Source organism: Euzebyella marina, from assembly GCF_003687485.1.
GTDB lineage: Bacteria > Bacteroidota > Bacteroidia > Flavobacteriales > Flavobacteriaceae > Euzebyella > Euzebyella marina.
On the sequence record NZ_CP032050.1, the window covers coordinates 124,899 to 150,339 of the forward strand.

General features: G+C 40.4%; 25 protein-coding genes. 8 read left to right on the plus strand and 17 right to left on the minus strand.

What is annotated here, in order from left to right:
- Position 1: 1 nt before the first annotated feature.
- Positions 2 to 3,121, minus strand: a complete 3,120-nt coding sequence (locus D1013_RS00555) for a UvrD-helicase domain-containing protein (RefSeq protein WP_121847029.1) — start codon at positions 3,119 to 3,121, stop codon at positions 2 to 4.
- A gap of 118 nt (positions 3,122 to 3,239) precedes the next feature.
- On the opposite strand from D1013_RS00555, the gene D1013_RS00560 reads away from it, so the two are divergent.
- Entirely contained in the window at positions 3,240 to 3,848 is a 609-nt protein-coding gene (locus D1013_RS00560) for a superoxide dismutase (RefSeq protein WP_121847030.1), read from the plus strand.
- A 911-nt stretch (positions 3,849 to 4,759) separates the two neighbouring features.
- Here D1013_RS00560 and D1013_RS00565 read toward each other — a convergent pair.
- The 4 genes from D1013_RS00565 to purN all read right to left on the minus strand — a co-directional run bounded on the left by D1013_RS00565 (position 4,760) and on the right by purN (position 8,934).
- Positions 4,760 to 6,658 carry an amidophosphoribosyltransferase gene (locus tag D1013_RS00565; protein WP_121847031.1) on the minus strand — a complete coding sequence of 633 codons (1,899 nt, stop codon included), beginning with the start codon at positions 6,656 to 6,658 and terminating at the stop codon, positions 4,760 to 4,762.
- A gap of 49 nt (positions 6,659 to 6,707) precedes the next feature.
- On the minus strand, positions 6,708 to 7,634 hold the full coding sequence (locus D1013_RS00570; protein WP_121847032.1) for a PfkB family carbohydrate kinase: 927 nt from the start codon (positions 7,632 to 7,634) through the stop codon (positions 6,708 to 6,710).
- Between the two features lie 89 nt (positions 7,635 to 7,723).
- Positions 7,724 to 8,359 carry a ribonuclease H1 domain-containing protein gene (locus tag D1013_RS00575; protein ID WP_121847033.1) on the minus strand — a complete coding sequence of 212 codons (636 nt, stop codon included), beginning with the start codon at positions 8,357 to 8,359 and terminating at the stop codon, positions 7,724 to 7,726.
- Entirely contained in the window at positions 8,359 to 8,934 is a 576-nt protein-coding gene (gene purN, locus D1013_RS00580; RefSeq protein WP_121847034.1) for a phosphoribosylglycinamide formyltransferase, read from the minus strand. The genes D1013_RS00575 and purN overlap by 1 nt, the downstream gene beginning before the upstream one ends.
- Positions 8,935 to 9,185: 251 nt before the next feature.
- Here purN and D1013_RS00585 point away from each other — a divergent pair, with 251 nt between their 5' ends.
- The 5 genes from D1013_RS00585 (at position 9,186) to pyk (ending at position 13,552) form a co-directional block, all read left to right on the plus strand.
- Complete coding sequence (locus tag D1013_RS00585; protein WP_008269813.1) at positions 9,186 to 9,419, plus strand: acyl carrier protein; 234 nt, start codon at positions 9,186 to 9,188, stop codon at positions 9,417 to 9,419.
- Between the two features lie 115 nt (positions 9,420 to 9,534).
- Positions 9,535 to 10,788 carry a beta-ketoacyl-ACP synthase II gene (gene fabF / locus D1013_RS00590; protein WP_121847035.1) on the plus strand — a complete coding sequence of 418 codons (1,254 nt, stop codon included), beginning with the start codon at positions 9,535 to 9,537 and terminating at the stop codon, positions 10,786 to 10,788.
- A gap of 5 nt (positions 10,789 to 10,793) precedes the next feature.
- On the plus strand, positions 10,794 to 11,531 hold the full coding sequence (gene rnc, locus D1013_RS00595; protein ID WP_121847036.1) for a ribonuclease III: 738 nt from the start codon (positions 10,794 to 10,796) through the stop codon (positions 11,529 to 11,531).
- Between the two features lie 109 nt (positions 11,532 to 11,640).
- Positions 11,641 to 12,105, plus strand: a complete 465-nt coding sequence (locus D1013_RS00600; RefSeq protein WP_121847037.1) for an IPExxxVDY family protein — start codon at positions 11,641 to 11,643, stop codon at positions 12,103 to 12,105.
- A 4-nt stretch (positions 12,106 to 12,109) separates the two neighbouring features.
- Positions 12,110 to 13,552: a pyruvate kinase gene (gene pyk, locus D1013_RS00605; protein ID WP_121847038.1), complete on the plus strand. Its 1,443-nt coding sequence runs from the start codon at positions 12,110 to 12,112 to the stop codon at positions 13,550 to 13,552.
- Positions 13,553 to 13,561: 9 nt separating this feature from the next.
- Here pyk and D1013_RS00610 read toward each other — a convergent pair whose 3' ends face one another.
- Positions 13,562 to 14,083, minus strand: coding sequence for a PAS domain-containing protein (locus D1013_RS00610; RefSeq protein WP_121847039.1), 522 nt, complete (start codon positions 14,081 to 14,083; stop codon positions 13,562 to 13,564).
- A gap of 93 nt (positions 14,084 to 14,176) precedes the next feature.
- Positions 14,177 to 14,371 (minus strand): hypothetical protein, encoded by a 195-nt coding sequence (locus D1013_RS00615; RefSeq protein ID WP_121847040.1) that lies wholly within the window; start codon positions 14,369 to 14,371, stop codon positions 14,177 to 14,179.
- Between the two features lie 190 nt (positions 14,372 to 14,561).
- On the opposite strand from D1013_RS00615, the gene D1013_RS00620 reads away from it, so the two are divergent.
- Positions 14,562 to 15,026, plus strand: a complete 465-nt coding sequence (locus D1013_RS00620) for a COG2426 family protein (RefSeq protein ID WP_121847041.1) — start codon at positions 14,562 to 14,564, stop codon at positions 15,024 to 15,026.
- Positions 15,027 to 15,043: 17 nt separating this feature from the next.
- Here the strand turns inward: D1013_RS00620 and D1013_RS00625 are convergent, their stop codons facing one another.
- The 9 genes from D1013_RS00625 to pdxA all read right to left on the minus strand — a co-directional run bounded on the left by D1013_RS00625 (position 15,044) and on the right by pdxA (position 23,664).
- On the minus strand, positions 15,044 to 15,493 hold the full coding sequence (locus tag D1013_RS00625; protein WP_121847042.1) for a 3-oxoacyl-ACP synthase: 450 nt from the start codon (positions 15,491 to 15,493) through the stop codon (positions 15,044 to 15,046).
- A gap of 9 nt (positions 15,494 to 15,502) precedes the next feature.
- On the minus strand, positions 15,503 to 17,227 hold the full coding sequence (locus D1013_RS00630) for an IlvD/Edd family dehydratase (RefSeq protein ID WP_121847043.1): 1,725 nt from the start codon (positions 17,225 to 17,227) through the stop codon (positions 15,503 to 15,505).
- Positions 17,228 to 17,337: 110 nt separating this feature from the next.
- Positions 17,338 to 18,450, minus strand: a complete 1,113-nt coding sequence (locus tag D1013_RS00635; protein WP_121847044.1) for an NAD(P)/FAD-dependent oxidoreductase — start codon at positions 18,448 to 18,450, stop codon at positions 17,338 to 17,340.
- Positions 18,451 to 18,509: 59 nt separating this feature from the next.
- Entirely contained in the window at positions 18,510 to 19,862 is a 1,353-nt protein-coding gene (gene accC / locus D1013_RS00640; RefSeq protein WP_121850541.1) for an acetyl-CoA carboxylase biotin carboxylase subunit, read from the minus strand.
- 86 nt (positions 19,863 to 19,948) lie between these two features.
- Positions 19,949 to 20,443 (minus strand): acetyl-CoA carboxylase biotin carboxyl carrier protein, encoded by a 495-nt coding sequence (accB, locus tag D1013_RS00645; RefSeq protein WP_121847045.1) that lies wholly within the window; start codon positions 20,441 to 20,443, stop codon positions 19,949 to 19,951.
- Positions 20,444 to 20,470: 27 nt separating this feature from the next.
- Positions 20,471 to 21,466, minus strand: a complete 996-nt coding sequence (locus D1013_RS00650; RefSeq protein WP_121847046.1) for a beta-ketoacyl-ACP synthase III — start codon at positions 21,464 to 21,466, stop codon at positions 20,471 to 20,473.
- Positions 21,467 to 21,752: 286 nt separating this feature from the next.
- Positions 21,753 to 21,950: a 50S ribosomal protein L32 gene (gene rpmF, locus D1013_RS00655; RefSeq protein ID WP_100870255.1), complete on the minus strand. Its 198-nt coding sequence runs from the start codon at positions 21,948 to 21,950 to the stop codon at positions 21,753 to 21,755.
- Positions 21,951 to 21,956: 6 nt separating this feature from the next.
- Positions 21,957 to 22,490 (minus strand): YceD family protein, encoded by a 534-nt coding sequence (locus D1013_RS00660; RefSeq protein WP_121847047.1) that lies wholly within the window; start codon positions 22,488 to 22,490, stop codon positions 21,957 to 21,959.
- Positions 22,491 to 22,617: 127 nt separating this feature from the next.
- Positions 22,618 to 23,664, minus strand: a complete 1,047-nt coding sequence (gene pdxA, locus D1013_RS00665; RefSeq protein ID WP_121847048.1) for a 4-hydroxythreonine-4-phosphate dehydrogenase PdxA — start codon at positions 23,662 to 23,664, stop codon at positions 22,618 to 22,620.
- 60 nt (positions 23,665 to 23,724) lie between these two features.
- On the opposite strand from pdxA, the gene D1013_RS00670 reads away from it, so the two are divergent.
- Positions 23,725 to 24,315 (plus strand): riboflavin synthase, encoded by a 591-nt coding sequence (locus D1013_RS00670; RefSeq protein WP_121847049.1) that lies wholly within the window; start codon positions 23,725 to 23,727, stop codon positions 24,313 to 24,315.
- A gap of 12 nt (positions 24,316 to 24,327) precedes the next feature.
- On the opposite strand, the gene D1013_RS00675 is transcribed toward D1013_RS00670, so the two are convergent.
- Positions 24,328 to 25,416 carry an acyltransferase family protein gene (locus D1013_RS00675; RefSeq protein ID WP_121850542.1) on the minus strand — a complete coding sequence of 363 codons (1,089 nt, stop codon included), beginning with the start codon at positions 25,414 to 25,416 and terminating at the stop codon, positions 24,328 to 24,330.
- Positions 25,417 to 25,441: the final 25 nt, after the last annotated feature.

Consider the following 25,441-nt stretch of genomic DNA (forward strand, 5'->3'; position numbering starts at 1 on the left):
TTTAAACCGACTCTAACGTGATACTATCATTAATATAGATCAATAGTCTTTTGGAGATTTCGTAACCCATTGACTCTATGGCATCGGAATACTTATACAATTGTTCAACATACCTAGGGTTACGTTTGCCCGTTTTATAATCTATTATTGTTGCGGTGTTGTTCTTGATTACAATTCTATCGGGGCGCAGAATAGCACCGGACGGCGTGACAACGTCTTGTTCGTTTTTAATTACGCAGTCGTGGGTAAAATAGGGTGCGATTTCTGAATGGTTTAATATTCTGTTCAAATCGTCTATGAAGAGGTTCTTTTCGTCAATAGCAATAATACCGCGAACTACCGATTGTTCTATTGCTGAATGAATATCTTCTTTTGTATCTATAAACCCAAGAATATGGTGAAGGCGGTTTCCTCTTTCGATAGCTTCTTCCCTTTCCGTGTCCCAGAGTGCACCTGATTGGGTTAATATCTTAAATGCTTCCCTTTCTTTTGAAGTGTAAGTAAAAAGCACCTCATCTTGTTTTGATAATTGTGGAACCTCCTTCGGATCAACACGTTCCAATTGCCCAAATGTATATTCATTCAATTCATTGGCCCAAATTTCTCTTTCCTTCAGAAAATGAATAAAAAGTCCTGAATAGAATTCGGCTTTGTGATCACCAGAACTGGTGAGGTCTTTTTCCGTAATAACAAATAAGCCTTTAATTGCCCTGGTCAAAGCGACGTAAAGAACGTTGAATGAATCTAACTCCATCATATGCTCTTCTTCCAAAAAGAGTTTTTCGGCTTCAGAACTATAATTGATGAGCTCTTTTTTCTCGTTGACCAAAACCTCTTTAAAACCGTTAAAGGATTCAGAGGGCAAGGGCAGCCACATCTTTTTACCTCCTACACGCTTATAAATATTCTCGTTCGCAAAAGGAAATATGACAAAAGGAAACTCTAATCCTTTCGATTTATGCACCGTCATTATCTGAACCGCATTTATGTTTTGAGACATCGTTACACTCAACCGGTCTTTTCGCTTCTCCCAATTTTCAAGAAAAGTATAAACGCCTGGTCCATCGCTGTTTTCTATATCGAATATTTCTTCTAGAAAGAAACTGAGGTATGCATCGGAGCCTTCTATCAAAGAAAATTGTCTAACAGCCCACTCTATGCCATCATAGACCGAGATTCGGGTCAATTTATCCAAATCAAAATCATATCTTTCTTTCAACAAATCATTGACACTCTCTAGGTTCTCATATATAAAGCGATGTTTGTTCTTGTCGGATGGAGCTAAAAAATCTAATATTTCAAAAGCAGTTCCTTTATTTTCGGAATGTATCGCAAACTGCAACAAATTCACCAAAAACCTTACCTTATCGCTACTTGATAACAATAGGCTTTCTGAAGATATGGTCGGAATTTGTTTCTCGGTAAGAAACTCTGCCAACAAAACGCCATCTTTATTGCTGCGAACCAAGATGCAGATATCGTGATAGGCATGGCCACTTGAGACAATCGCAATAATCTTGTTTAAAGTTTCATCGCAATAAAGAGAAGATATGTCGTTCTCATCATCCTTCTCCAAAAAAGTGAGCTGAACAACTCCGCCAGTTTTAGTATTGGTCAATTGTTTGTTTCCTTCTACAAAAAGGGTCTTAAAAACAGTGTTGTTCAGTAACGGACTTGTTGATGTGAAAAATGAATTATTAAAGTTGATGACCTCTTCGTGACTTCTATAATTTACTGGAAGGTTAAAGGTTTCTGGAGGCACGACAAAGGGATTTTGCCTTAGACCGACCAAGTTTAAAAATTGCTCTGCCCTACCGCCCCTCCATCTATAAATTGCTTGTTTGGCATCGCCCACTAAAAACAAAGACCCCGTTTGACCTTTGTAATCTTGACTTTCAAGGGCGTTGCCTATCAGAGGAATTAGATTGTTCCACTGAGCCTGAGAGGTATCTTGAAATTCGTCTATAAAATAATGGCGGTATTTTTCGCCTAGCCTTTCGTAAATGAAAGGAGCCGGTTGATTTTTTATTTCTTTCGATATGAGCATATTAAACTCCGATATCAAGAGCAAGTCCCTTTCCTTTTGTATTTGCTTGACTTCATTTCGAAGAGCATTCAATACCGTTAACGGCACCAAATTACCATAGGCGTTCTTTAAAAATTGCTGTCTGTAGAAATTCTGCTTGATAGCAGAAAAAAGAACAGTCAAATGAGGGTGCAAGGCATCTAAGGTCTGCTTTACATTATCAGAAGCTGACTTGTTGTATAAAACGGTGGTCTCGAAATTCTGTTTCCAACCAGCATCAAAATTGATATTCAGATTACCTTGGGCTATATCTGATATGAATTTTGGGAAATACCCACGAGTAAAATCTGAAAACTCCAGTTGATTCTCTTCGATGCGAGTTAGTATTTCATTGGCAATGGACACTAGCAAATCCCCAATTCTTTGCTGCTCTGCCCATAAAATAGACTTCAGTTTTAGAAAATCATCTATATTCTTGTTTCTCAGCCCTTCAAGATGACTTGCATGGTTTTCATTGAACATGAGCATACCCATCTTGTACAGGTCTTGCCCAATGTCCCAACTTTTATCATCATCGATTTTCTCTAAGGCGAAGTCTAATAGAACCTGTGTAAGTTTTTTATCGACACCGGCCTTTTGCAACAATCTGCTGACCGCCTCATCTAAAAGCAAATCGATTTCTAAGACGACTTCAAAGTTTTGTGGTATACCCAAGTCTTTCGCAAAAGTTCGTATAATTCTATGGGTAAACTTGTCTATGGTAGAGATGTCAAAAAAAGCATAATTGTGCAGAATAGATTTTAGCGTTGTTTTGGCTCTTTCCCTTAATTCTTGCTCATTAATGTTCAGTGATGCCCTGACTTCTTTAAATAGGGCCGAAGAATCATCTGAAGTGCTATTCTCACTGAAACTCTGAAGACTGTCAAGAATTCTCGTCTTCATCTCATTTACTGCTTTGTTGGTAAATGTGATAGCCAAGATTCGCCTAAAACCTCCCTTGGCTCCAAGAACAATTTTCAAGTACTCTTTGGCAAGGGTGAAAGTCTTGCCTGATCCGGCAGAAGCATTGTAGATTTTATAGGAATTATCGTGCAAGTGCTTTTTTACGCAAATTACGGATTCTAAAAGAGTTCTTAACAAATAATTAAGGTAATTTATACCTTAAAAAACGTACTTTTCAACTTGCTAATTATTAATCTAAAAACATATAAAAATGGCTTTTGAATTACCAAAATTACCCTATGCATATGACGCGCTAGAACCTTCTATCGACGCTCGTACCATGGAAATTCACCATACAAAGCACCATAACGGCTATACCACTAAATTAAACGCTGCCATTGAAGGCACCGATTTAGCCGGAAAATCTATAGAAGCTATTCTAGAAAATCTAGATATGTCACACAGCGCCGTTAGAAACAACGGTGGTGGCTTCTTCAATCACTCTCTTTTCTGGGAAGTAATGTCACCCGACGGCGGAGGTAAACCTTCAGGAGAACTTGCCTCAGCTATTGATAACGCCTTTGGTTCTTTCGAATCTTTTAAAGATAAGTTTAGCAGTGCCGCTGGAGGACAGTTTGGTTCTGGTTGGGCTTGGCTTTGTGTTCACAAAGGTGGAAAGGTTGAAGTTTGTAGCACACCTAACCAAGACAACCCTCTAATGCCAAGTACTGGTTGTGGAGGCACTCCTATTTTAGGGTTGGATGTATGGGAACATGCTTATTATCTTAACTATCAAAACAAGCGCCCAGAGTACGTTGAGGCTTTCTTCAATGTTATCAATTGGGACAAAGTTGCTGAACTTTACGCCGAAGGCAAATAATAAAGTTTTTCAATCAAATAAAAGGCCCCAACCGGTATCCGGTTGGGGCCTTTTATTTTTTAACAAGTCGCAAAAAAGGGGAATAAAACCCTGAGCTTTAGTAAATAGAAAAGGGCGGAGAAGTCTCCACCCTTTTCGTCCCAAATCTTACCATAAACTTAACCTACTTATGCTATGGCAGGACTAAAATACTGGTATTGTGGGAAATAAAAAAAGAATTTTTAGAAATTTTAAGGCTTTTTTTTAACATAAAAAGCTTGAAAAAGTGTTAACGCAGTGAATTACTGGCATTTCTATAAAATAAAAAGGCGGAGCAATGCTCCGCCTTTTCCCCAAATCTTACCATGAACTTAACCTACTTATGCTATGGTTCTCCAAATGTATTGCGAATTAAGCCATCGGAAAAAGTAATTAGACTAACGTACGTTTACCTAGTTGAACTACCTTTTAGTAATCTATCGAAGCTCCGATGATAGAATTGGATCGTAATGTAACAGTATCTGACTGAATTGAATGGGGAAGAAGTAAAAATAAAAGGCGGAGCATTGCTCCGCCTTTTCCCCAAATCTTACCATGAACTTAACCTACTTATGCTATGGTCCTCCAAATATAGAGCAGCTTATTTCGGGGTTAAAAGTTCTTTGTCAAACGGTCGAAAAAAAAGATAAAAGGTGAAAAGGAAGCTCTGTAGAGGCTTTACGGGTAACACGGATTTATAATGGAATTGATAAAATAAAAAAGGTGGAGAATCTCCACCTTTTTTGCCCCAAATCTTACCATGAACTTAACCTACTTATGCTATGGCAATACTAAAAGTATATACCGCTCAAGCGGGTCAATACAAAAAGCCGTTGAAATACTCAGATTATCGATAAAATACTCTAAATGAGGGATTTCATCGATGAAAGTAATCAATACGCCCTTTGGTTCTTTCCTTCATAAAAATTGATGAACGCTCTGTTCACCACTCGGTTACCGCCTGGGGTGGGGTAATCGCCCGTAAAATACCAGTCGCCCAAATTCTTGGGGCAGGCCATATGAAGGTTGTCTATGTTTTGATATATAATTTGAACCTCTGCATTGATTCCTTCAGGGCTCAAAAGCTCTCCTATTTTTTGTGATATTTCCTCATCGGTAAAGGGAGCATAGAACTCCTTTACGTAGTTGATTACTTCTGCATCACGTGTAGCGGTCTGTTGTAAACATTTGTCATAAATATCATCGACAATGTTCATAGTCAAGCGCTCTTGGTGCAAAGCCAACGCCGCTTTAAAAGCAACAAAATCCTCTAGTTTTGCCATATCGATTCCGTAACAATCCGGATATCTGATTTGAGGCGCAGAAGAGACTACCACAATTTTTTTAGGGGAAAGTCGGTCTAAAATTCTTAGTATACTTCTTTTAAGGGTTGTTCCGCGAACGATACTATCATCAATAATAACAAGATTGTCACCTTTCTTTACAGATCCGTACGAGATATCGTAAACATGCGTAACCAAATCATCACGGCTACTATCTTGGGTTATAAAGGTTCTCAATTTTGCATCTTTAATGGCCACTTTCTCGATGCGTGGCCTAATCGCTAAAATGGAATGAAGTTCTTCACTGTTGATATTAGAGCCTAACGCAAGAATCTGTTCCTCCTTCTTTTTGTTCAGATAGTTTTGAGCCTCTTTGACCATGCCAAAAAATGAAGTTTCAGCGGTATTTGGTATATAAGAGAATACGGTATTTTTCATATCGTACTCAATAGACTCCAATATTTGAGGGAACAACAATCGACCTAATTCTTTCCGCTCTTGATAAATTTCTTTATCACTGCCCCTAGAAAAATAAATTCTCTCAAAAGAACAAGCCTTGCGCTCTACCGGCGGTAATATTTCTTTCAGGGATACACTACCATTCTTCTTGATGATAATAGCATGACCAGGGTCTAGCTCTTTAATCTCATCATATTTCACATTGAAAACCGTTTGAATGGCAGGCCTTTCCGATGCGACGACGACGACTTCATCATCTTGATAATAATAGGTGGGGCGTATTCCGGCAGGGTCTCTAAGAACAAATGCATCACCATGCCCTAAAAGACCGGCCATGGCATAACCACCATCCCAGTTCTTGGCAGCCCTCTTTAAAATTTTATTCAGCTTAAGACGCTCAGCTATCAACGGGGAAGCCTCTTGCTTGCTATAGCCCTCTTTCTTTATCTGCTTATACAATTTGGCGACCGCATCGTCTAAAAAATGACCTATTTTTTCCATTACCGTTACGGTATCGGCCATCTCTTTTGGGTGCTGCCCTAATTGTACCAAATTTTTGAAGAGCTCATTAACGTTTGTCATATTGAAGTTACCCGCAACAATTAAGTTACGGTGCATCCAATTGTTCTGACGTAAAAACGGGTGAACGCTCTCTATGCTATTCTTACCAAAAGTACCATAGCGTACATGCCCTAAAAGCACCTCACCTATATAGGGTATATGCTTCTTTTGAAGCGCCACATCATTTTGGTATTCTGGGTTCTCGGCCAATGTAGTATTGATCCGATCATTAATTTGCGCAAAAATATCTTGAATGGGCTGTTGGGCAATCGAACGCACCCGGCTCATATACCTTTCACCAGGGTTCACATCTAACTTGATACTTGCGAAACCGGCACCATCTTGACCTCTGTTGTGCTGCTTCTCCATCATGAGGTACATTTTATTGACCCCATAGAAAGCAGTACCGTACTTCTTCTTGTAGTACTCTAACGGTTTCAAAAGACGTATAACCGAAATACCACACTCGTGTTTAATAGCATCACTCATTGTATATCCTTTCTCTATTAAAAAAGCCCCTTTTATGTAGGGGCGTGTTTTATCTTAACTCTATATCGAACTGGGTGAGGGCCTTGAACTCAAACAACCTTTTGTTCACCTCTTCTCTTTTCAGCGTTTTCATGCGCTCGGTTCCAAACCGTTCAACGCAGAAAGAAGCCAAATTAGACCCATGAATAACCGCATTCTTAAGATTCTTGAACGACATGTTATCGGTAGCCGCCAAATAACCAGAAAAACCGCCGGCAAACGTATCGCCTGCGCCGGTTGGGTCAAAAACCTCTTCTAAAGGCAACGCAGGGGCAAAGAATACCTTTTCATCGTGAAACAATAACGCACCGTGCTCACCTTTCTTAATGACCACATATTTCGGCCCCATTTCTTGAATCGCCGCGGCAGCCTTCACCAATGAATATTCTTCTGTCAGCTGTCGTGCCTCTTCATCGTTAATGGTAATAACATCTATGTGTTTGATGACCTCTTTTAATTCATCAAGGGTATTATCCATCCAGAAATTCATAGTATCCAAAACGATTAGTTTTGGTCGTACTTCCATCTGATTAATTACACTTAATTGTATGGAAGGGTGCAGATTACCCAGCATCACCACATCGGCATCCTTAAAATGATCCGGCACTTTGGGGTCGAAATCTGCCAAAGTGTTCAAATCGGTTATTAGGGTATCTCTTGAATTAAGGTCGTTATGATATTTACCTTTCCAATAGAAGGTCTTTCCTCCCTTTACGATTTCGGTTCCGGTCAGATCAATGTCTTTACCTCTAAGAATTTCAAGATAGGACTCCGGAAGGTCGTCTCCCACAATGGAGACAATGGCCGTTTCAACATCAAATTGGGAGGCCGCCAGCCCAATAAAGGTCGCAGCACCACCTAAAATCTTTCCTGTCTTACCAAAAGGAGTCTCGATTTCATCAATAGCAATGGTGCCTACGATTAGAAGTTTACCCATAAGGTCTTGCAATTTTGCTGCAAATATACGCTTTTGGGTGGCGAATTGAGCGGGTGTTCGATATCAAATTTTAATATTCGGTAAACGGCCTATTTCCTACCAAAATCTGCAGGAATTTCACCCCAGGCCTTGGTTTCCCATTTAACCACCGGAGTGGTATATGAATTGGTCTTAAGCCATTCAACGGCCCTACGGATCAGCTCAAAAAGTTCTTTGTTTTTGGCGTTTTCCTCTAATTTGGTATTGCAGTTTTTTTTGCGCACCCAGCTCATAGCTGTACGGCTATCGGTGTAAATAACACGGTCACTCTTATTTTTCTTCAGAAAGGCCAAGCCATGCACAATGGCCAAAAATTCACCGATGTTATTTGTGCCTTGCTGAAACGGACCTTGCTTAAAGAGTTTTTTGCCCGTTTTGGTGTCTACCCCTTGGTATTCCATAACGCCAGGGTTTCCGCTAGAGGCGGCATCTACAGAAATAGAATTGTAATTAGGGGTACCATATTTAAGAGCCTCTGCAGCGGATAGTTGGGCGGCCTGCTTTTTCTTCCCCTTATAATCGGCGTAATCGCCATTATATGCTTTTTTTGCTTCGGTAAAACTGGAAAATGATTTGTACTGGGCTCCCTTAAAACCGTCAATAGCAGCCTTACAGTCTTTCCAGGTATCATAAATACCGGGGCGTTTTCCTTTCCAAACCGTATAGAATTTTTCCTTTTTTGCCATTAGCTATCGGTCAAAAGTTTATCGATCACCTTCGGAAAATGCTCATATTCCAACTCATGAACCTTGGCCGCAATAGTATCCGGTGTATCGTCTGAAACGACTATAGTTCTAGCTTGGTGAATAATAGCTCCCTCATCATAATTTTCGTTCACGTAATGAATGGTAATGCCTGTTTCAGTTTCTCTGTTCTCTTTAACGGCTTTGTGAACATGGTTTCCGTACATACCCTTTCCTCCATATTTAGGCAATAGGGCAGGGTGAATATTGATTATTTTATTAGGAAAAGTTTCGATAAGGTTTTGTGGAATCTTCCATAAAAAACCGGCCAAAACGATTAAATCGGGATTCAAAACGCCAACTGTTTTACATACTAGATCTGAATTATAGAACGACCGCCTATTAAAGTAAAGGGCGTCGATAGATAATCTATCGCATCGGTCAAGTACTGCGGCATTTTTCTTATTCGTTAAAACACAGGCTATCTCAATATCAGAACGAGAAGAAAAATAGTTCACGATATTTTCTACGTTCGAGCCAGAGCCTGACGCAAAAAGAACGATTCGTTTGGTTTTCAAAAGATTAGCGATTTAAGTTTACAAGTTCTTTAAAGGTCGCAAGGTAAAGGATTTTTCTATGGAAATTCAACTACGAAAGCCCTACATATAGTGCTATAGAATATCTCGTTAGAGCTAAAAAAATTTTAATTCGAAAGAGTTCTCTTGTTCTTAAATTTAGTAAATTACCATACATTTTATCGGCAAATAGTGTTATTCAACCAAAGTTTTTTATTTTTGCCAACAATTTAAATTTTAAAACCAATTTTATTATGTCAGACATTGCATCAAGAGTAAAGGCTATCATCGTTGATAAATTAGGTGTAGATGAAAACGAAGTTGTAACGGAAGCTAGCTTTACAAACGACCTAGGGGCAGATTCTTTGGATACAGTGGAATTGATTATGGAGTTCGAAAAAGAATTTGATATCCAAATCCCAGACGATCAAGCTGAGAATATCGCAACAGTTGGCCAAGCCATTAGTTATATAGAAGAAGCGAAGTAATCTTTAATGATTCTTTAAAATAAAGATTTATAAATTATCCATGTGGTAACCCTATCGCATGGATAATTTTTTTTAATTTACGGTTGGCTTAAAACAAAACGAAAAATTAAGTTCAATGCAATTAAAGCGAGTAGTAGTTACCGGATTGGGTGCTTTAACACCTATTGGTAACAATATCGAGGAATATTGGGAAGGCCTGAAAAATGGAAAAAGTGGTTCGGCCCCCGTTACCTATTATGACACCGAAAAATTCAAGGTCAAATTTGCTTGTGAACTTAAAAACTTCAACGCCGAAGATTATTTTGACCGAAAAGAGGCTCGAAAACTTGACCGTTTTGCGCAATACGCCCTTATTTCTTCCGACGAAGCCATTACAGATTCAGGTTTAGACCTCGAAAAGCTTGACAAATTTCGTGTTGGCGTTATTTGGGGAGCAGGTATCGGAGGTTTAGAGACCTTTCAAAATGAAGTGATCAACTTTGCCGAAGGCAACGGAACACCACGTTTCAATCCGTTCTTCATTCCTAAAATGATTGCCGACATTGCTCCGGGGCATATCTCTATCAAGCACGGTTTTATGGGGCCAAACTATACTACGGTATCAGCTTGTGCTTCATCGGCCAATGCCATTATCGATGCTTTAAACTATATAAGGCTTGGGCATTGTGATGTAGTGGTTACCGGTGGTAGTGAGGCAGCAGTTACTATTGCAGGTATGGGTGGTTTTGGTGCTATGCATGCTCTTTCTACCCGTAATGAAAGTCCGGAAACCGCATCAAGACCTTTTGATGCCACTAGAGATGGTTTCGTTCTAGGTGAAGGTGCCGGTGCTTTGATTCTTGAAGAATATGAGCACGCCAAGGCAAGAGGTGCCAAAATATATGCTGAGGTTGCCGGTGGCGGTCTATCGAGCGACGCTTACCACATGACAGCTCCACACCCCGATGGTATCGGGGTGGTCAGGGTAATGGAAAATTGTTTGCGCGATGCCGGACTAAAACCGGAGGAAGTAGATGCCATAAATACCCACGGTACCTCAACACCTTTAGGTGATGTTGCCGAGCTAAAGGCAATCAGTGAGGTTTTTGGTGACCATGCACCTAATATAAATATTAATTCGACCAAATCGATGACCGGCCATTTGCTTGGCGCGGCAGGTGCCATTGAGGCAATTGCATCGATTTTGGCCATGAAACATAGTTTGGTGCCGCCCACCATCAATCACTCGGTTGTTGATGAGAACATAGACCCTAAATTGAATCTCACCTTGAACGAAGCTCAAGAACGAGAAGTAAATGTTGCACTGAGCAATACATTTGGGTTCGGAGGGCACAACGCCTGTGTTATATTTAAGAAAATCAGCGAGTAATACCCATGGGTTTTCCTTCAAATATATTCAATTCCCATTCCAAAAAGGATGGGGATTTTTTTTTGGGGATGACCAAAATACTGGGCTTTAAGCCAAAAAAGCTTGATTATTACAAACGTGCTTTTTTACATAGGTCGGCCAATATAAAAGATAAAGATGGCACGCCTATGAACTACGAGCGTCTCGAATTTTTGGGCGATTCTATGTTAGGTACTATTATATCAAAACATCTGTACGATCAAGTACCGGAAGGTGATGAGGGATATTTGACCAAAATGCGTTCAAAAATCGTTAGTAGAAAACATCTGAACGAACTTGGCAAAGATTTAGAGCTGATAAAATTTGTTCAAAGTCGAATTCCGAAAACACACTTTGGAGAAAATATACACGGCAATGTATTTGAGGCCTTGGTAGGTGCTATCTATCTCGACAGAGGTTATAAGTACTGCGAAAAGTTCATCAGTCAACAGGTGATAGACCCCTATGTAGACATTGAACAGTTAGAAGGCAAGGTCATCAGCTACAAAAGCCTGATCATCGAATGGTGCCAAAAGCAAAAAAAGACTTTCGATTACAATGTTTACGAAGATACCGGTAACGATACGTTAAAACATTTTGCCGTAAAATTGACTATTGGGGGCAAAGTAATGGCCAAGGCCAGGGCAACATCGAAGAAAAAGGCAGAGGAAAGAGCTTCAAAAAGAGCCTATTACGCACTTCAGGATAGGATGGAAAAGTCGTAAAATATTTCTATTGTAACTAAAACGTTATAGATTGCCGAATTTAAGCTTTACCCCTTGCTAACCTAGGCGTTGTACCGTATTAATATTATATTTGCTGCTTTCTGTGCCTATGGTAGCGATACATAAGATTTCGACGGATTTTTACGAAGATTCATTCGATTTGATTGCATTGCACAGCAGTCTTGAAGATTATGCCATCGCCTATGCCTTGAACCAGTGCTTAAAATCAAGTTTTAAGCGTAGACGTGCAGATTTAGATATTTCTGTACATACCACGGTTCCCATATTTGAATGGAAAGATGATTTGAACGACAGGTATTGGACATTTTTCCCTAACCATAGTTTAGAGGAAGATAAAACATCAAGGTCCGATCTTTTTATGAACGAGCCGGCGTTTGCAAAGTTCACCATGGTACCGGAATATAAAGATGTAGATTATTTTATCAAGATTGAGCAAGAAGATAATGCCGATACGGAGAAGCTCATCAAATCGTTATTGGCCGTGCCGAAAATTATTACGGCCTATAGCATAGAAACAGACAAACTAAAATCAAAGAACAACTTAATTTATTGAATCAATGCCTAGCAAAAAAAAGACAAAAATAGTAGCCACCCTCGGTCCGGCGACTAGCAAGAAAGAGGTTCTCAGAGATATGATCGAGGCCGGTGTAGATGTCTTCCGCATAAATTTCTCCCATGCAAATTATGATGACGTTACCGAACGCATCAATATGATTCGAGAACTTAACGAAGAAATGGAAACCTATACTTCCATTCTTGCCGATTTACAGGGCCCCAAATTACGGGTAGGGGTCATGGCCGGTGAAGTTGTGGTGGCACCAGGTGACGAAATTACATTTGTGACCGGTGAACCTTTTGAAGGTACAAGTGAGAGGGTTTATATGAACTATGCCACTTTTCCTAAAGATGTCAATCCTGGAGAACGTATTTTACTAGATGATGGCAAACTAATTTTTGAAGTGGTCTCTACCAATGGTGAAGACGAGGCAAAAGCTAAGGTGATTCAAGGTGGTCCGCTTAAATCTAAGAAAGGGGTTAATCTTCCTAATACCAATATATCGTTGCCGGCGTTGACCGAAAAGGATATTAACGATGCCATTTTCGCCATATCTCAAGATGTAGATTGGATCGCTCTTTCTTTTGTTCGCTTTAGTCAAGATCTTATTGATCTTCAGAACTTGATCAAAGAACACTCTGAACATAAAATTCCGATTATAGCCAAAATCGAAAAGCCTGAGGCAGTAGAAAATATAGACAAAATCGTTGCCTATTGCGACGGTCTTATGGTTGCTCGTGGTGATTTGGGTGTTGAAGTGCCTGCGCAAGAAGTACCATTGATTCAAAAGCAATTGGTTCTAAGAGCCAAAAAGGCAAGAATACCCGTTATCATTGCGACCCAAATGATGGAAACTATGATTACGAGCCTTACCCCAACAAGGGCAGAGGTTAATGACGTAGCTAACTCAGTAATGGATGGTGCCGATGCCGTTATGCTTTCAGGCGAGACTTCGGTAGGTAACTATCCTGTTCAAGTTATCAGTAAAATGGCAAGTATATTGGAAAGTGTCGAAGGTTCTGAATTGATCCAGGTTCCTCATGATCCACCTCACATCAAGACCAAGCGCTACATTACCAAATCGATTTGTTACCATGCGGCTACTATGGCGAACGAAATAAAGGCGAAAGCGATTTCTACCCTTACCAATAGTGGTTATACCGCCTTTCAAATCTCTGCATGGAGACCAAGTGCCCATATCTTAGTCTTTACCGACAACAAGCGTATTTTAACACAATTGAACCTTCTTTGGGGAGTTAGGGCCTTTTATTACGATAGGTATGTTACCACCGATGAAACCATCGAAGATGTAAATAGCATCGCCTGCAAAAAAGGTTTTCTCGAAGTGGGCGATATGCTGATTAGCCTTGCCGCTATGCCTATTAGGGAAAAGGGCATGGTCAATACCCTAAGAGTTACGGAAATCGAAAACTGTAGTTTCTAAAAAATAGATTTAGGCAACTGCTTTTTCAAAAGCGATAAAGTTGACCAAATCTCCTTTCATATTAAAAATCGGCTTGCCTTTTATCTGACAAGAATAAGGCGAGCCATTTTTTTTATAATTGATAATAGTTTCCTCGAAAGGTTGCTGGTTTTCAATTGCTTCGGCTATTCTTTCTCTGGTAAGTTTACAGGTGTCTTTTCCTTGAAATAGTTTGGGTGATTTCCCAACAACTTCAATGGGGTCATAGCCTGTCATTTGCTTAATATTATTGCTGGCAAATTCAATTTTCAAATGGGGATCGGTTATAACGACAACCAATTCCTTAATCAAGGGCCAATCATCGCCCGTTAAGACCGACTGCCAACGATTTTTGTTACCTATCTGACCAATGGAAGCCAAATCTTTTAAATGTTCTTTGTAGGTCTGAAAATACATCCCTGAGATATCCCATGATGAAAGTGGGGCAGATATAGCATTTATATGCGAATTATATCGTTGTACAGCACTATCATAAAACCGAAGATCCTTCATACAACAAGAGATTTAATGCCTTACAAAATTATTGGTTCTTCTTTAATTGACCATTGTTAGGCAAAAAAATAGTCAACCAAAAAAAAGACGCCTTCAAGACGTCCTTTTTTCTGCATTTAATGAATGATTTTCAAATTTTATTTTGACCGTGGGCAGCTCTGATTCCAACGAATTATTCTGCCTCTCTATTTCATCGGCTATATCTTGAAGCTCTGAATCTACACTACAAGAAAAAATGGTCATGGTAACAAAAGCTAACAACAGCAGCTTTATAACAAATGGTTTCATATTCAATTGATTTGGGGGTATAAAACATGTAATAACAACTAGCTGAACCGCTTTTTATTGTGCATTTATGTAGAAGAACGTTAAAAAGCATATCGCTTCATCGATATTTAGCAAACTTTAAACATTTTTTATGAATTGAAATTGGCTCAAGACCCTGATAGTACTAGCTTTGCGCTTTTAAAATTTAATCATTATCATAGACTTTATCATCGCTATTCTATGGAGTTTATCCCCCTTTGGAGAGGCAAAGGCAGGAATACCCTATGGAATGCTTAACGGCCTAAACATCTATCTGGTCTTTATATTTTGCTTTTTGGCCAATGTGTTGGTTTTTCCCATTATGATTTTTTTCTTGGATAAAATCAACAAATACTTTCTGCGATGGTTTTTCTATAAAAAATCGGCCATATATGTTGCCAGAAGGGCCAAGACCGGATCAGGTGAAAAAATTCAGAAATTCGGTTTTTGGGGTTTGATTCTGTTTGTAATGATTCCGCTTCCCGGTACGGGAGTCTATGCAGGAAGCATCGCTACCTATCTTTTTAAGATTGAAAGACAAAAGGCCTTTTGGGCAAATACCATTGGTATTTTTCTTTCTTCGGTCATTGTATGGTCGGCAACATTGTTATCAATGAAAGGAATGGGCCAAGCTTAATTCTAAGAACCGTTTCTTTATTGAATTTCTAGAATTTTCTGTGTGGCACCATTGAAAACAAAGGTTTCGCCAGTGTGCTTTCCCATTAATAGCCTACCGATAGGCGTCATAGCCGAAATGCAAAAAACGGGTGATTCCGACAACTCACATTTTCCGGCCGAAATTGCCACATAATATGAATTGAGGTCAGTACGCACCAAGCTTCCCAGACCCACCACTTTAGAATTTATGCTAGGGTTAGCTCTCTTTAATACGGCCTTCATCTGTTCGGCTTCCGCTAATTGTTGTCCTAACTTTTCACGTTCAATTTGTAACATGGCACGACCGGTTTCATGCTTGTCACCGGCCGTACTTTTTGTTTCGCTTTGTAATGAGTCTTGAATTTCACCGATATTCGTTTGTATGCGAGAAATTCGGCCATCGACGAAGTCTAGACAAAAATTATATAACTCTTGTTTTTGGTTCAACCTGTAAAATTAATGTGAATCTCTTTCCACTTTAGAACCTGAGCCTCCCACCAAAAAATCAAAATCAGCCCCCTTATGGGCTTGTTCCACATGGTCAACATACAGCTTTACGTAACCTCTTTTAGCTAAAGATTCCGGTACTTTCCACTCACTTCTTCTCTTGGCCAGCTCCTGTTCAGAAATCATTAGGTTTAGACTGCGTGCCTCGACATCTAGCTCAATTAAATCTCCGTTCTCAACGAAGGCCAAATTACCACCTATGGTAGACTCAGGCGAGACGTGAAGTATAACGGTACCACCTGCCGTACCGCTCATTCGACCGTCAGATATGCGTACCATGTCTTTAACGCCCTGCATTATCAATTTTTCAGGAAGATCAACGTTGCCCACTTCAGGCATGCCAGGATAGCCCTTTGGGCCGACCCCTTTAAGAACGATTACACTATCTTTATCAATATCTAAGTCTGGGTCATCAATACGGTCATGGTAATCTTCCATGGTTTCAAAGACAACTGCTTTTCCGGTATGCTTCATTAAATGCTCTGACGCGGCAGACGGCTTTATAACTGAACCGTCCATACACAAATTACCCTTTAATACGGCGATTCCTGCCTCCTTTTTAAGAGGATTTTCCAGACTACTGATAACATCATCATCATAGCAGGCTACGTCTTTATAATTTTCACCTAAACTTTTTCCGTTTGCCGTGATGACTTCGTTATGTAACAACGGTTTTAAACGGTTGAGAACTACTGGCAGGCCACCTGCATAATAGAAATCTTCCATCAAATGTTTCCCAGACGGCTTGAGATTTACCAATAAGGGCACTTTGCTGCCATGGGTATCGAAATCTTCCAGCTTCAAATCGACACCAATACGCCCCGCTATTGCAGTAAGGTGTACTATTAAGTTGGTAGAGCCCCCAACAGCTGAATTGGTAACGATAGCATTTTCAAATGCCTCTCTGGTCAATATTTTTGACAGTTTTAAATCTTCCTTTACCATTTCAACGATACGCCTACCCGAGAGTTGTGCGAACATTTTCTTTCTTGAATCTGCTGCCGGAATGGAGGAAAACCCCGGAAGGGTCAAGCCCAAAGCTTCTACCATCGTGGCCATGGTTGAAGCCGTGCCCATGGTATTACAATGACCTATACTTCTCGCCAGGCACACTTCTGCCTCTCTAAAATCGGCATCGGTGAAAGCCTCATTCTTCTGTTTTTCCTTCACCATCCAGTTCATGGATCCCGAACCAATCTTCTCGCCTCTAAAGCGCCCACTAAGCATTGGCCCTCCTGGTACTACTATGGTCGGCAAATCGACACTACAGGCGCCCATTAAGGTCGACGGAGTGGTTTTATCGCATCCTGTTAAGAGGACAATGCCATCAAGTGGATTGGCACGTATAGATTCCTCAGTATCCATACTGGCCAAATTGCGAAAAAGCATAGTGGTGGGGCGCATGATGGTCTCCCCCAAACTCATCACCGGAAACTCCATAGGAAAACCTCCAGCTTCCAGAATACCTCGTTTGACTATTTCTGCAAATTGACGCAAGTGACCGTTACAAGGTGTCAGCTCTGACCAGGTATTACATATGCCTATTACTGGTTTTCCTTCAAAATAATCATCGGGATAGCCCTGATTTCGTAACCATGAACGGTGTACGAAGTTCATTTTTTTATTGTCACTATTGAACCATTCTGAGCTTCTTAGCTTTTTACTTTTTGACATGAAATCTAGGTTGAGGTTTTGATCGGTTTAAAGTAGGGATTATAGCCCAAAGAAACAATGAAAGCCAAAAGTTGACTATGGCAAGGTGTAAGTAATGTTGGTAAACGGTGTTAAGCCAGTTCGGCCAGCTCTTTACCGACCAAACTTCCTATAGCGATGCCCATTCCGCCCAATCGAACACCGCAAAAAACATCGGAAGAAAGCGGTCTTACAATTGGCGACTTTCTATTTCCTACGCCCATAATTCCACTCCAGCGCCGATCGATTTCCAACTTTTCATTGGGAAGTATGATTTCTTTTAAGAGTTTTTCCAGTTGCTTCTGAATCAACTCTGTCTCTCCGAACTCAGTTGTTTGCTCAGCTAGAAAGTCTAAATTTCTCCCTCCCCCAAAAAGAATTCTATTGTCGATATTCCTAAAGTAATAATAACCTTGGTCGAAATGAAAGGTTCCTTTAATGTCAAGATATTTTAATGGCTTTGTCAAAATTACCTGCGCCCTTGCGGGTTGTACTTCATCGGGTAAAAATTGTCCTGTAAAACCATTCGTCGCTATGAACAATTTTCCGGTAGAAAACTCAAAGTGTTCGGTCTTAAGCAACACCAAACTTGATTTTTGTGTAAAATCATTCAAAGCGACCCCTTGCAGAATGGTAATTTCTTGGTCCACGGCCTTCTTGGCTAAGGCCATCATCATTTTTCCAGGATCTAGCTGACCCTCAAAGCGATGTGCAATATACTTTTCATGAATTTTCTCAAAACCATATTTATTAGACTGCACGAAAAAGGGAATCTCACCAAAAATAGGTTTCAACAGCGAATTTACATGCCCCATCATTTCTATGCTTGATTCGTAAAGTTCAGGCGCGTTCTTCAAAAAGAGTTCATAACCTCCCAAGGGTTGAAAATCAATGGCGCTATCACCCAAAGTTGATCTGAGCAACTGAATACCGTCCCACCTTTTCTTGACAAGGTTAAAAACTTCTTCTTCAGAATGAGTGCGGAGGTCAGAAACAATTTCGGAAATACTACCAAAACAGGCAAAACCGGCATTCTTGGTACTGGCGCCTTGTGGCAACACACCCTTCTCAAGCACTACTATCTTGGCATTGGGAAACCTCTGCCTTAATTGTAAAGCACAGTTCAGGCCCGTGATTCCAGCGCCAACAATCGTGAAATCAACCTGCGATAGCCAAGTCTTATATTCCCAATAACTTAGTTTCATAAAAATGGAAGGTAAGTGAAATTAGGGAATAAAAAACCCCGGACTGGCCGGGGCAATTATTAATCTTCTTTTTCAGGATTCATTTTAAACGATTCCATGAATTTTGTGGTATAGTTTCCAGCCAAATAATCTGGATGATCCATCAACTGCCTGTGAAAGGGAATCGTGGTTTTGATACCCTCTATGACAAACTCATCAAGAGCCCGTTTCATCTTGTTGATTGCCTCTTCACGTGTCTGTGCAGTGGTAATCAATTTGGCAATCATCGAATCATAGTTCGGTGGAATTTGATATCCGCTATAAACGTGGGTATCCATTCGCACTCCATGTCCGCCCGGTGTATGCAAAGTGGTAATTCTACCAGGTGACGGCCTAAAATTATTATAGGGATCTTCAGCGTTGATACGGCATTCGATAGAATGTAGTTTTGGCGTATAGTTCTTCCCTGAAATCGGAACGCCCCCAGCAACCAAAATTTGCTCTCTGATCAAATCGTAATCAATGACCTGTTCGGTTATGGGGTGTTCTACCTGAATTCTCGTATTCATTTCCATGAAATAGAAATTACGATGTTTATCTACCAAGAATTCAATGGTTCCCGCACCCTCGTAATTGATAAACTCTGCAGCCTTTACAGCTGCTTTACCCATTTCATCCCTTAGTTTATCGGTCATGAAAGGTGATGGAGTCTCTTCGGTAAGCTTCTGGTGCCTTCTTTGAATAGAGCAATCTCTTTCTGAAAGATGGCACGCCTTACCGTATTGGTCTCCGACTACCTGTATCTCAATATGTCTAGGTTCTTCGATCAATTTTTCCATGTACATTCCTCCGTTTCCGAAGGCTGCTTTCGCCTCTTGTACCGCACTTTCAAAATTGCTCTGCATTTCGTCTTCTGACCATATGGCACGCATACCTTTACCACCACCACCGGCGGTAGCTTTGATCATAACAGGATAACCCATTTTCTTGGCCTCCTTTTTGGCGTGGGCCACATCTTTCAACAAACCTTCAGAACCTGGAACTACAGGAACACCAGCCTGTTTCATGGTTTCTTTGGCCGTTGCCTTGTCTCCCATTTTATCGATCTGATCGCCAGACGCACCGATAAATTTTATGTCGTGCTCGGCACATATCTTCGAGAATTTAGAATTCTCAGAAAGAAAACCGTAACCAGGGTGAATAGCATCGGCATTGGTAATCTCTGCCGCTGCAATGATATTAGGTATTTTCAAGTACGATTCACTGCTGGGGGCCGGACCAATACATACGGCCTCATCTGCAAAGCGAACGTGAAGACTTTCTTCATCTGCCTTTGAATAAACAGCTACCGTCTTAATGCCCATTTCTTTACAGGTACGAATGACGCGTAACGCAATTTCACCCCTATTGGCAATAAGTATTTTTTTGAACATAACTTTTAAAATTAAAAGCCAAACTGCAAACACCGGACCCCACATCTAACTTACAGGGTTCGGAATCGTTATTTGGAATTTCTAAACTAGGAAGGGTCGACCAAAAATAATGGCTGATCAAATTCAACTGGTGATGAATCGTCAACCAAAATCTTCACAATCTTTCCAGATACTTCAGATTCTATATCATTGAAGAGTTTCATGGCTTCGATGACGCAAAGAACGTCTCCTTTGCCAATACTACTACCTACTTCAACAAAAGGATCTTTATCAGGAGAAGGCTTTCTGTAAAAAGTACCTATAATCGGCGACTTGATGGTAATGTACTTTGAGTCTTCATCTTTTTTGCTCTCTTGCCCTGATCCCGAAGCTGCTTCTGCAGGGGCTGCAGGTGTTTGAACCGGCGCTTGGGCCATAGGAGCCTGTGCCATCGGAATTTGTTGAACAAAAGTAGTCTCGGGTCCCGATTCAGAAGAACCTGTTTTGATGGTAATCTTGATATCTTCCATCTCCAATTTAACCTCACTAGCACCAGATTTAGCAACAAATCTAATAAGGCTTTGAATCTCTTTTATATCCATGAATTTAAGTTTGTTTAGTAATTTGAATTAGTTATAGGCCCATTTCAAATAAATAGAACCCCAAGTGAATCCTCCACCAAAAGCGGCAAAAACTAAGTTGTCACCCTTTTTCAATTGACCTTCGAAATCTGCCAACAAAAGCGGTAAGGTCGCCGATGTGGTATTGCCATACCTATGAATGTTCATTAAAACCTTGGAATGGTCCAATCCCATTCTATTCGCCGTGGCATCAATAATTCTTTTATTGGCCTGATGCGGTACTAACCACGAAACATCGGTATGCTCTAGGTTGTTTCGCTGCATTATTTTCTCTGCCACTTCGGCCATATTTGAAACAGCGAACTTAAAAACTGTTCTTCCGTCTTGATAAATGTAATGTTTTCTGTTCTTAACCGTTTCTTCGGTTGCGGGCATCAGAGATCCACCAGCATCCATACCAAGAAACTGCCTTCCGTTGCCATCAGACCTTAAATATTCATCTTGAAGACCAAGGCCTTCTTCGTTCGGCTCGAAAAGAGCCGCTCCGGCCCCATCCCCGAAAATAATACATGTTGTACGATCCGTATAGTCAATGATAGATGACATTTTATCGGCCCCTATCAACAATACTTTCTTGTAACGGCCCGATTGAATATAACTGGCCGCGGTAGACATACCGAAAAGAAAACTTGAACAGGCCGCCAAAAGATCATAAGCAAACGCATTGGTAGCACCTATTTTTGCAGCAACAAAGGCAGCTGTTGAGGCCACCATATTGTCGGGTGTCGCCGTGGCAACAATCACCAAATCTATCTCGCTAGGGTCTAAATTTCTTTTTTCTATCAGGTTGTTAGCAGCCTGTATGGCCAAATAGGAAGTGCCCTCACCTTCTTCAGGTTTTAAGATCCGTCTTTCTTTGATACCGGTTCTAGTAACAATCCACTCATCATTGGTATCGACCATACCTTCCAGCATTTTGTTGGTCAGTACAAATTTGGGAACGTAAGCCCCTACAGCTGTAATTGCTGCCGTTGTTTTACTCATTCTAAACTTGATTTGATCTCAAAAACCATCAAAAATGCTTGAAAATTGGTGAAAATTAAACATTTTTCAGCAATTTCTCTGTGAAATGCAACCGTTTTTGAAATTTTAGTTTTTATGTACATCCGTTGAATTACCCCTTACCGTAAAATTTGAAATACGATATTCGGATGACGTTTTCTCTCAAAAGTTCGGGGGAACAAAATTACCTAAAACATCGGTATACCCCATAAAAAAACTCCCGTTGATATTCATACGGGAGTTGGGTACTTTTAACAGAATAACACGTTTATGCTTCTGCTTCTTCAGTTTTGTCTATAAGAACTTGGCCTTTGTAGTACAATTTACCTTCGTGCCAGTGAGCTCTGTGAAACAAGTGCATTTCACCAGTTGTTGGATCAGTAGCCAATGTTGGTGCAACAGCTTTATAATGGGTACGTCTTTTATCCCTTCTGGTTTTCGAAATTTTTCTCTTAGGATGTGCCATTTCAACTTATTTATCCGTTAACAGTTTCTTTAATTCGTCCCAACGGGGATCGTTTTCTTTAATATTTTCTTCTTTTTCCTTAGGCTTTAGTTCCTCAAGTTTTTTCAAGGCTTCCGATTGCAATGAACCATCAAGCACTCCAGGATGCACTCTCTTTTGTGGCACCGCCAATACTAGCATTTCATACACGTATTGAGCAATGTTCACTTGGTGCTCGCCATGGGGTATGACCAAGATATCATCATCTTCATCATTATACTCTTCCCCAAACTTGACCACCAACTTAAGCTCTGCCTCTATCGGCTGATCATAAGGTTCATTGGTCAAATCACAATTGACATTTACGGTTCCATCCGCATTCATCAAAAACTCGAGCATATTGCTCAGTTTCTTTAGCTCAACGTTCAATTGAATTTCTGCTCCATTGAACTCATCATAACCAAAAGACTCAAAGAACTCATTACCGATGGTATACTCAAAATCGTGTTTTCCTTGTTTTAAACCAGAGAAAGGAATACTAAACTCCTTTTGCTTCTTCATGACAACACTATTTTAAAGACACCGCCCATTCAAAGGCGGGTGCAAAGATACTACTATTTGTCAAAATAACAACCCTTTTTGCTTGTATTTCAACACACTGATGAATTTTGTACTGAAAATTATCCGGCTACCTTCTCACCTTTTGTTTTTGTAACGGATTTTCGGTCAACTCTTCGTACTCGGTGCGGTTCTTAAAAATCTGCAAAGCGGCAAAAACAGCTTCTTTAAAAGAACTATGGTCGGCCTTGCCTTGGCCTGCAATTTCAAAAGCAGTGCCGTGGTCGGGAGAAGTACGCACCTTCGAAAGGCCTGCCGTATAATTTACCCCCCTACCGAAAGACAAGGTCTTAAAAGGAATTAAACCCTGATCGTGATAAGCGGCCAAAACGGCATCAAAATTCTTGTAGGCATCAGATCCGAAAAAGCTATCTGCCGAATACGGGCCGAATACAAGATGTCCGGCGTTCGACATTTCTTTAATCACTGGCTTGAGAACTTCATCGTCTTCTTTACCTATTACCCCGTTATCGCCGCTGTGCGGGTTAATGCCCAATAGGGCTATTTTTGGCGCCCTAACACGAAAATCCATCCGTAGCGATTTCTCTATAGTCCTCACTTTATTTCGAATAAGAATTGCGTTAATGGCCGATGGGGCGTCCTTTACCGCAACATGGTCGGTCAAAAGGCCTATTTTTAGGTCTTCCGTTACCATAAACATTAGACTCTCACCCTGTAATTCTTGAGCCAAAAAATCGGTGTGCCCCGGAAATTTAAAATCGTCAGCCTGAATATTGGTTTTATTGATAGGAGCCGTCACCAACGCGTCAATTTCATTATTCTTTAATGATTCAACAGCTGCCCTAAGCGATTTAATGGCATATTTTCCTCCCTCTTCATTCGACTCGCCAAACTTGACCATAGGCACTTCTTTCCAAACGTTGACCACATTGATCTTACCGTCAAGAGCCTTTGAAGCGTTCTGAATACCGTGATAAGTAACATCAATACCCAATTCTTTTTTTTGAAAAGCTATGGTCTTGTTCGATGCATAAATAATGGGGGTGCAAAACTCTAACATGCGCGGATCCTCGAAAGTCTTTAGTATTACTTCACAGCCAATACCGTTAATATCCCCAATCGAAATGCCCAGCTTGATTTTGTCCTCGTCCTGCATGATAATCGTTACCTTTGTGTCAAATTTGTAATCAACAAAACTACTTAATTTCTACGGAACATGTTTACCGGTATCATTGAAACTTTAGGTATTGTAAAGGACCTACAAAAAGACGGTGGAAACCTTCATATTACAGTGGGTTCGCAACTTTCTTCAGAGCTGAAAATCGACCAGAGCGTATCGCACAACGGAGTGTGTTTGACAGTGGTCTCATTAGATGAAAATTCGTATACCGTTACGGCTATTGAGGAAACCTTGAACAAAACCAACCTTGATGACCTAACGATAGGTGACAGTGTTAATCTGGAAAGGGCCATGATAATGGGTTCTAGACTTGACGGGCACATAGTTCAAGGCCATGTAGACCAAACAGCCACCTGCATCAATATTGAAGAAAAAGATGGAAGTTGGTTCTTTACTTTCGAATATGATGCCAACGTTGGCAATACCACTATCGAAAAAGGGTCGATTACCATTGACGGAACCAGTCTTACTGTGGTAGATTCAGGTGCCGATACTTTCAGCGTAGCCATTATACCCTATACTTTCGAACACACCAGGTTTAAAGATTACGAGGTCGGTACAGTAGTGAACCTAGAATTTGATGTGATAGGCAAATACGTGGCCAAGCTTCTTTCTATAAGACAGTAAGGTGTATTTCTGCTAAACTTTGATAAAAATCTTTCTTTGATAAAGTACGTAAGCCAAAAGGCAGTAGAAAGCTACGACCGTGAGGCCATATAGCAAAGAGGACATTTGAAGCGACATGAAATCATGAACGTATATTGTATCAAATAACCAGCCATGCAATGAGGTGGTCTCGTTCACTTTGATCATACCCAGCACTTTACTAATAAAACTTGAAAGAAAATACAAAACGATAGCATTGGCCCCAGCATATCTAAAAATGCTTCCGAAGCTTATTTTTTTAACATCGGTCAAGTAATAAATTAGAGCAAGAATCAAATTGGCCCAGCCAGCGGTAACAAGAACAAAACTGCTTGTCCACAGTGCTTTGTTGATAGGGAAAAACAAATCCCACACATAGCCCAAAATCAAAAAAGAACCGCCAAGCCCCATTAAGATGGTTGCCTTTTTTTCCTGTTTAGAAGTCAGGATTAGCCCTGTAAAAATACCCAGAAGGGAACTTACTATAGATGGGAGTGTACTTAACAAGCCTTCAGGATCATAATCGGCCTTATAATTGTGCGAACCGAACACCTGAACATCTATATAGTTGGCCAAATTGTTGGGTGCCCTTTCAAAAGTAGACTCCATTCCGTTTACGGGAATAAAGTCCATTAAAATCCAATATCCGACCAGCAAAAGAACAGCCGTAGCTATTAAGGCTTTCCAATTAAGGTTCAAGAACAAAATTGAGGCAAAAAAGAAAACGACCCCTATTCGTTGCAGAACGCCAGGAAAGCGTATGTTCTCAAAATCTTTAATAAAGGGGAATGTCAACGTGAAAGCACCCAAGAACAAGCCTAAGCCAATAAGTTTTAAGGTTCTAATCGAAATCTTTTTGTAGGTAGCCCCTGTTACCTCTTTGTTTTTATAACTGAAGACAATGGAGGTTCCTACAATAAAAAGAAAGAACGGAAAAACAAGGTCTGTCGGGGTGTAACCATGCCATTCGGCATGTCTTAGAGGTGCATATACGGCTTGCCATGTTCCAGGAGTGTTGACCAATATCATTAATACGATGGTCATTCCCCTAAAAATATCAACGGAGAGTATTCGGTCTTTCATAATAAACTTATCGGTTGGTTTGGTA

Bases quoted from the DNA above. Each gene is read 5' to 3' on its own strand.
- D1013_RS00560 (WP_121847030.1), top strand. From the start codon at position 3,240: ATGGCTTTTGAATTACCAAAATTACCCTATGCATATGACGCGCTAGAA.
- D1013_RS00565 (WP_121847031.1), bottom strand. From the start codon at position 6,658: ATGAGTGATGCTATTAAACACGAGTGTGGTATTTCGGTTATACGTCTT.
- D1013_RS00570 (WP_121847032.1), bottom strand. From the start codon at position 7,634: ATGGGTAAACTTCTAATCGTAGGCACCATTGCTATTGATGAAATCGAG.
- D1013_RS00575 (WP_121847033.1), bottom strand. From the start codon at position 8,359: ATGGCAAAAAAGGAAAAATTCTATACGGTTTGGAAAGGAAAACGCCCC.
- D1013_RS00585 (WP_008269813.1), top strand. From the start codon at position 9,186: ATGTCAGACATTGCATCAAGAGTAAAGGCTATCATCGTTGATAAATTA.
- fabF (WP_121847035.1), top strand. From the start codon at position 9,535: ATGCAATTAAAGCGAGTAGTAGTTACCGGATTGGGTGCTTTAACACCT.
- rnc (WP_121847036.1), top strand. From the start codon at position 10,794: ATGGGTTTTCCTTCAAATATATTCAATTCCCATTCCAAAAAGGATGGG.
- D1013_RS00600 (WP_121847037.1), top strand. From the start codon at position 11,641: ATGGTAGCGATACATAAGATTTCGACGGATTTTTACGAAGATTCATTC.
- pyk (WP_121847038.1), top strand. From the start codon at position 12,110: ATGCCTAGCAAAAAAAAGACAAAAATAGTAGCCACCCTCGGTCCGGCG.
- D1013_RS00610 (WP_121847039.1), bottom strand. From the start codon at position 14,083: ATGAAGGATCTTCGGTTTTATGATAGTGCTGTACAACGATATAATTCG.
- D1013_RS00615 (WP_121847040.1), bottom strand. From the start codon at position 14,371: ATGAAACCATTTGTTATAAAGCTGCTGTTGTTAGCTTTTGTTACCATG.
- D1013_RS00630 (WP_121847043.1), bottom strand. From the start codon at position 17,227: ATGTCAAAAAGTAAAAAGCTAAGAAGCTCAGAATGGTTCAATAGTGAC.
- D1013_RS00635 (WP_121847044.1), bottom strand. From the start codon at position 18,450: ATGAAACTAAGTTATTGGGAATATAAGACTTGGCTATCGCAGGTTGAT.
- accC (WP_121850541.1), bottom strand. From the start codon at position 19,862: ATGTTCAAAAAAATACTTATTGCCAATAGGGGTGAAATTGCGTTACGC.
- accB (WP_121847045.1), bottom strand. From the start codon at position 20,443: ATGGATATAAAAGAGATTCAAAGCCTTATTAGATTTGTTGCTAAATCT.
- D1013_RS00650 (WP_121847046.1), bottom strand. From the start codon at position 21,466: ATGAGTAAAACAACGGCAGCAATTACAGCTGTAGGGGCTTACGTTCCC.
- rpmF (WP_100870255.1), bottom strand. From the start codon at position 21,950: ATGGCACATCCTAAGAGAAAAATTTCGAAAACCAGAAGGGATAAAAGA.
- D1013_RS00660 (WP_121847047.1), bottom strand. From the start codon at position 22,490: ATGAAGAAGCAAAAGGAGTTTAGTATTCCTTTCTCTGGTTTAAAACAA.
- pdxA (WP_121847048.1), bottom strand. From the start codon at position 23,664: ATGCAGGACGAGGACAAAATCAAGCTGGGCATTTCGATTGGGGATATT.
- D1013_RS00670 (WP_121847049.1), top strand. From the start codon at position 23,725: ATGTTTACCGGTATCATTGAAACTTTAGGTATTGTAAAGGACCTACAA.
- D1013_RS00675 (WP_121850542.1), bottom strand. From the start codon at position 25,416: ATGAAAGACCGAATACTCTCCGTTGATATTTTTAGGGGAATGACCATC.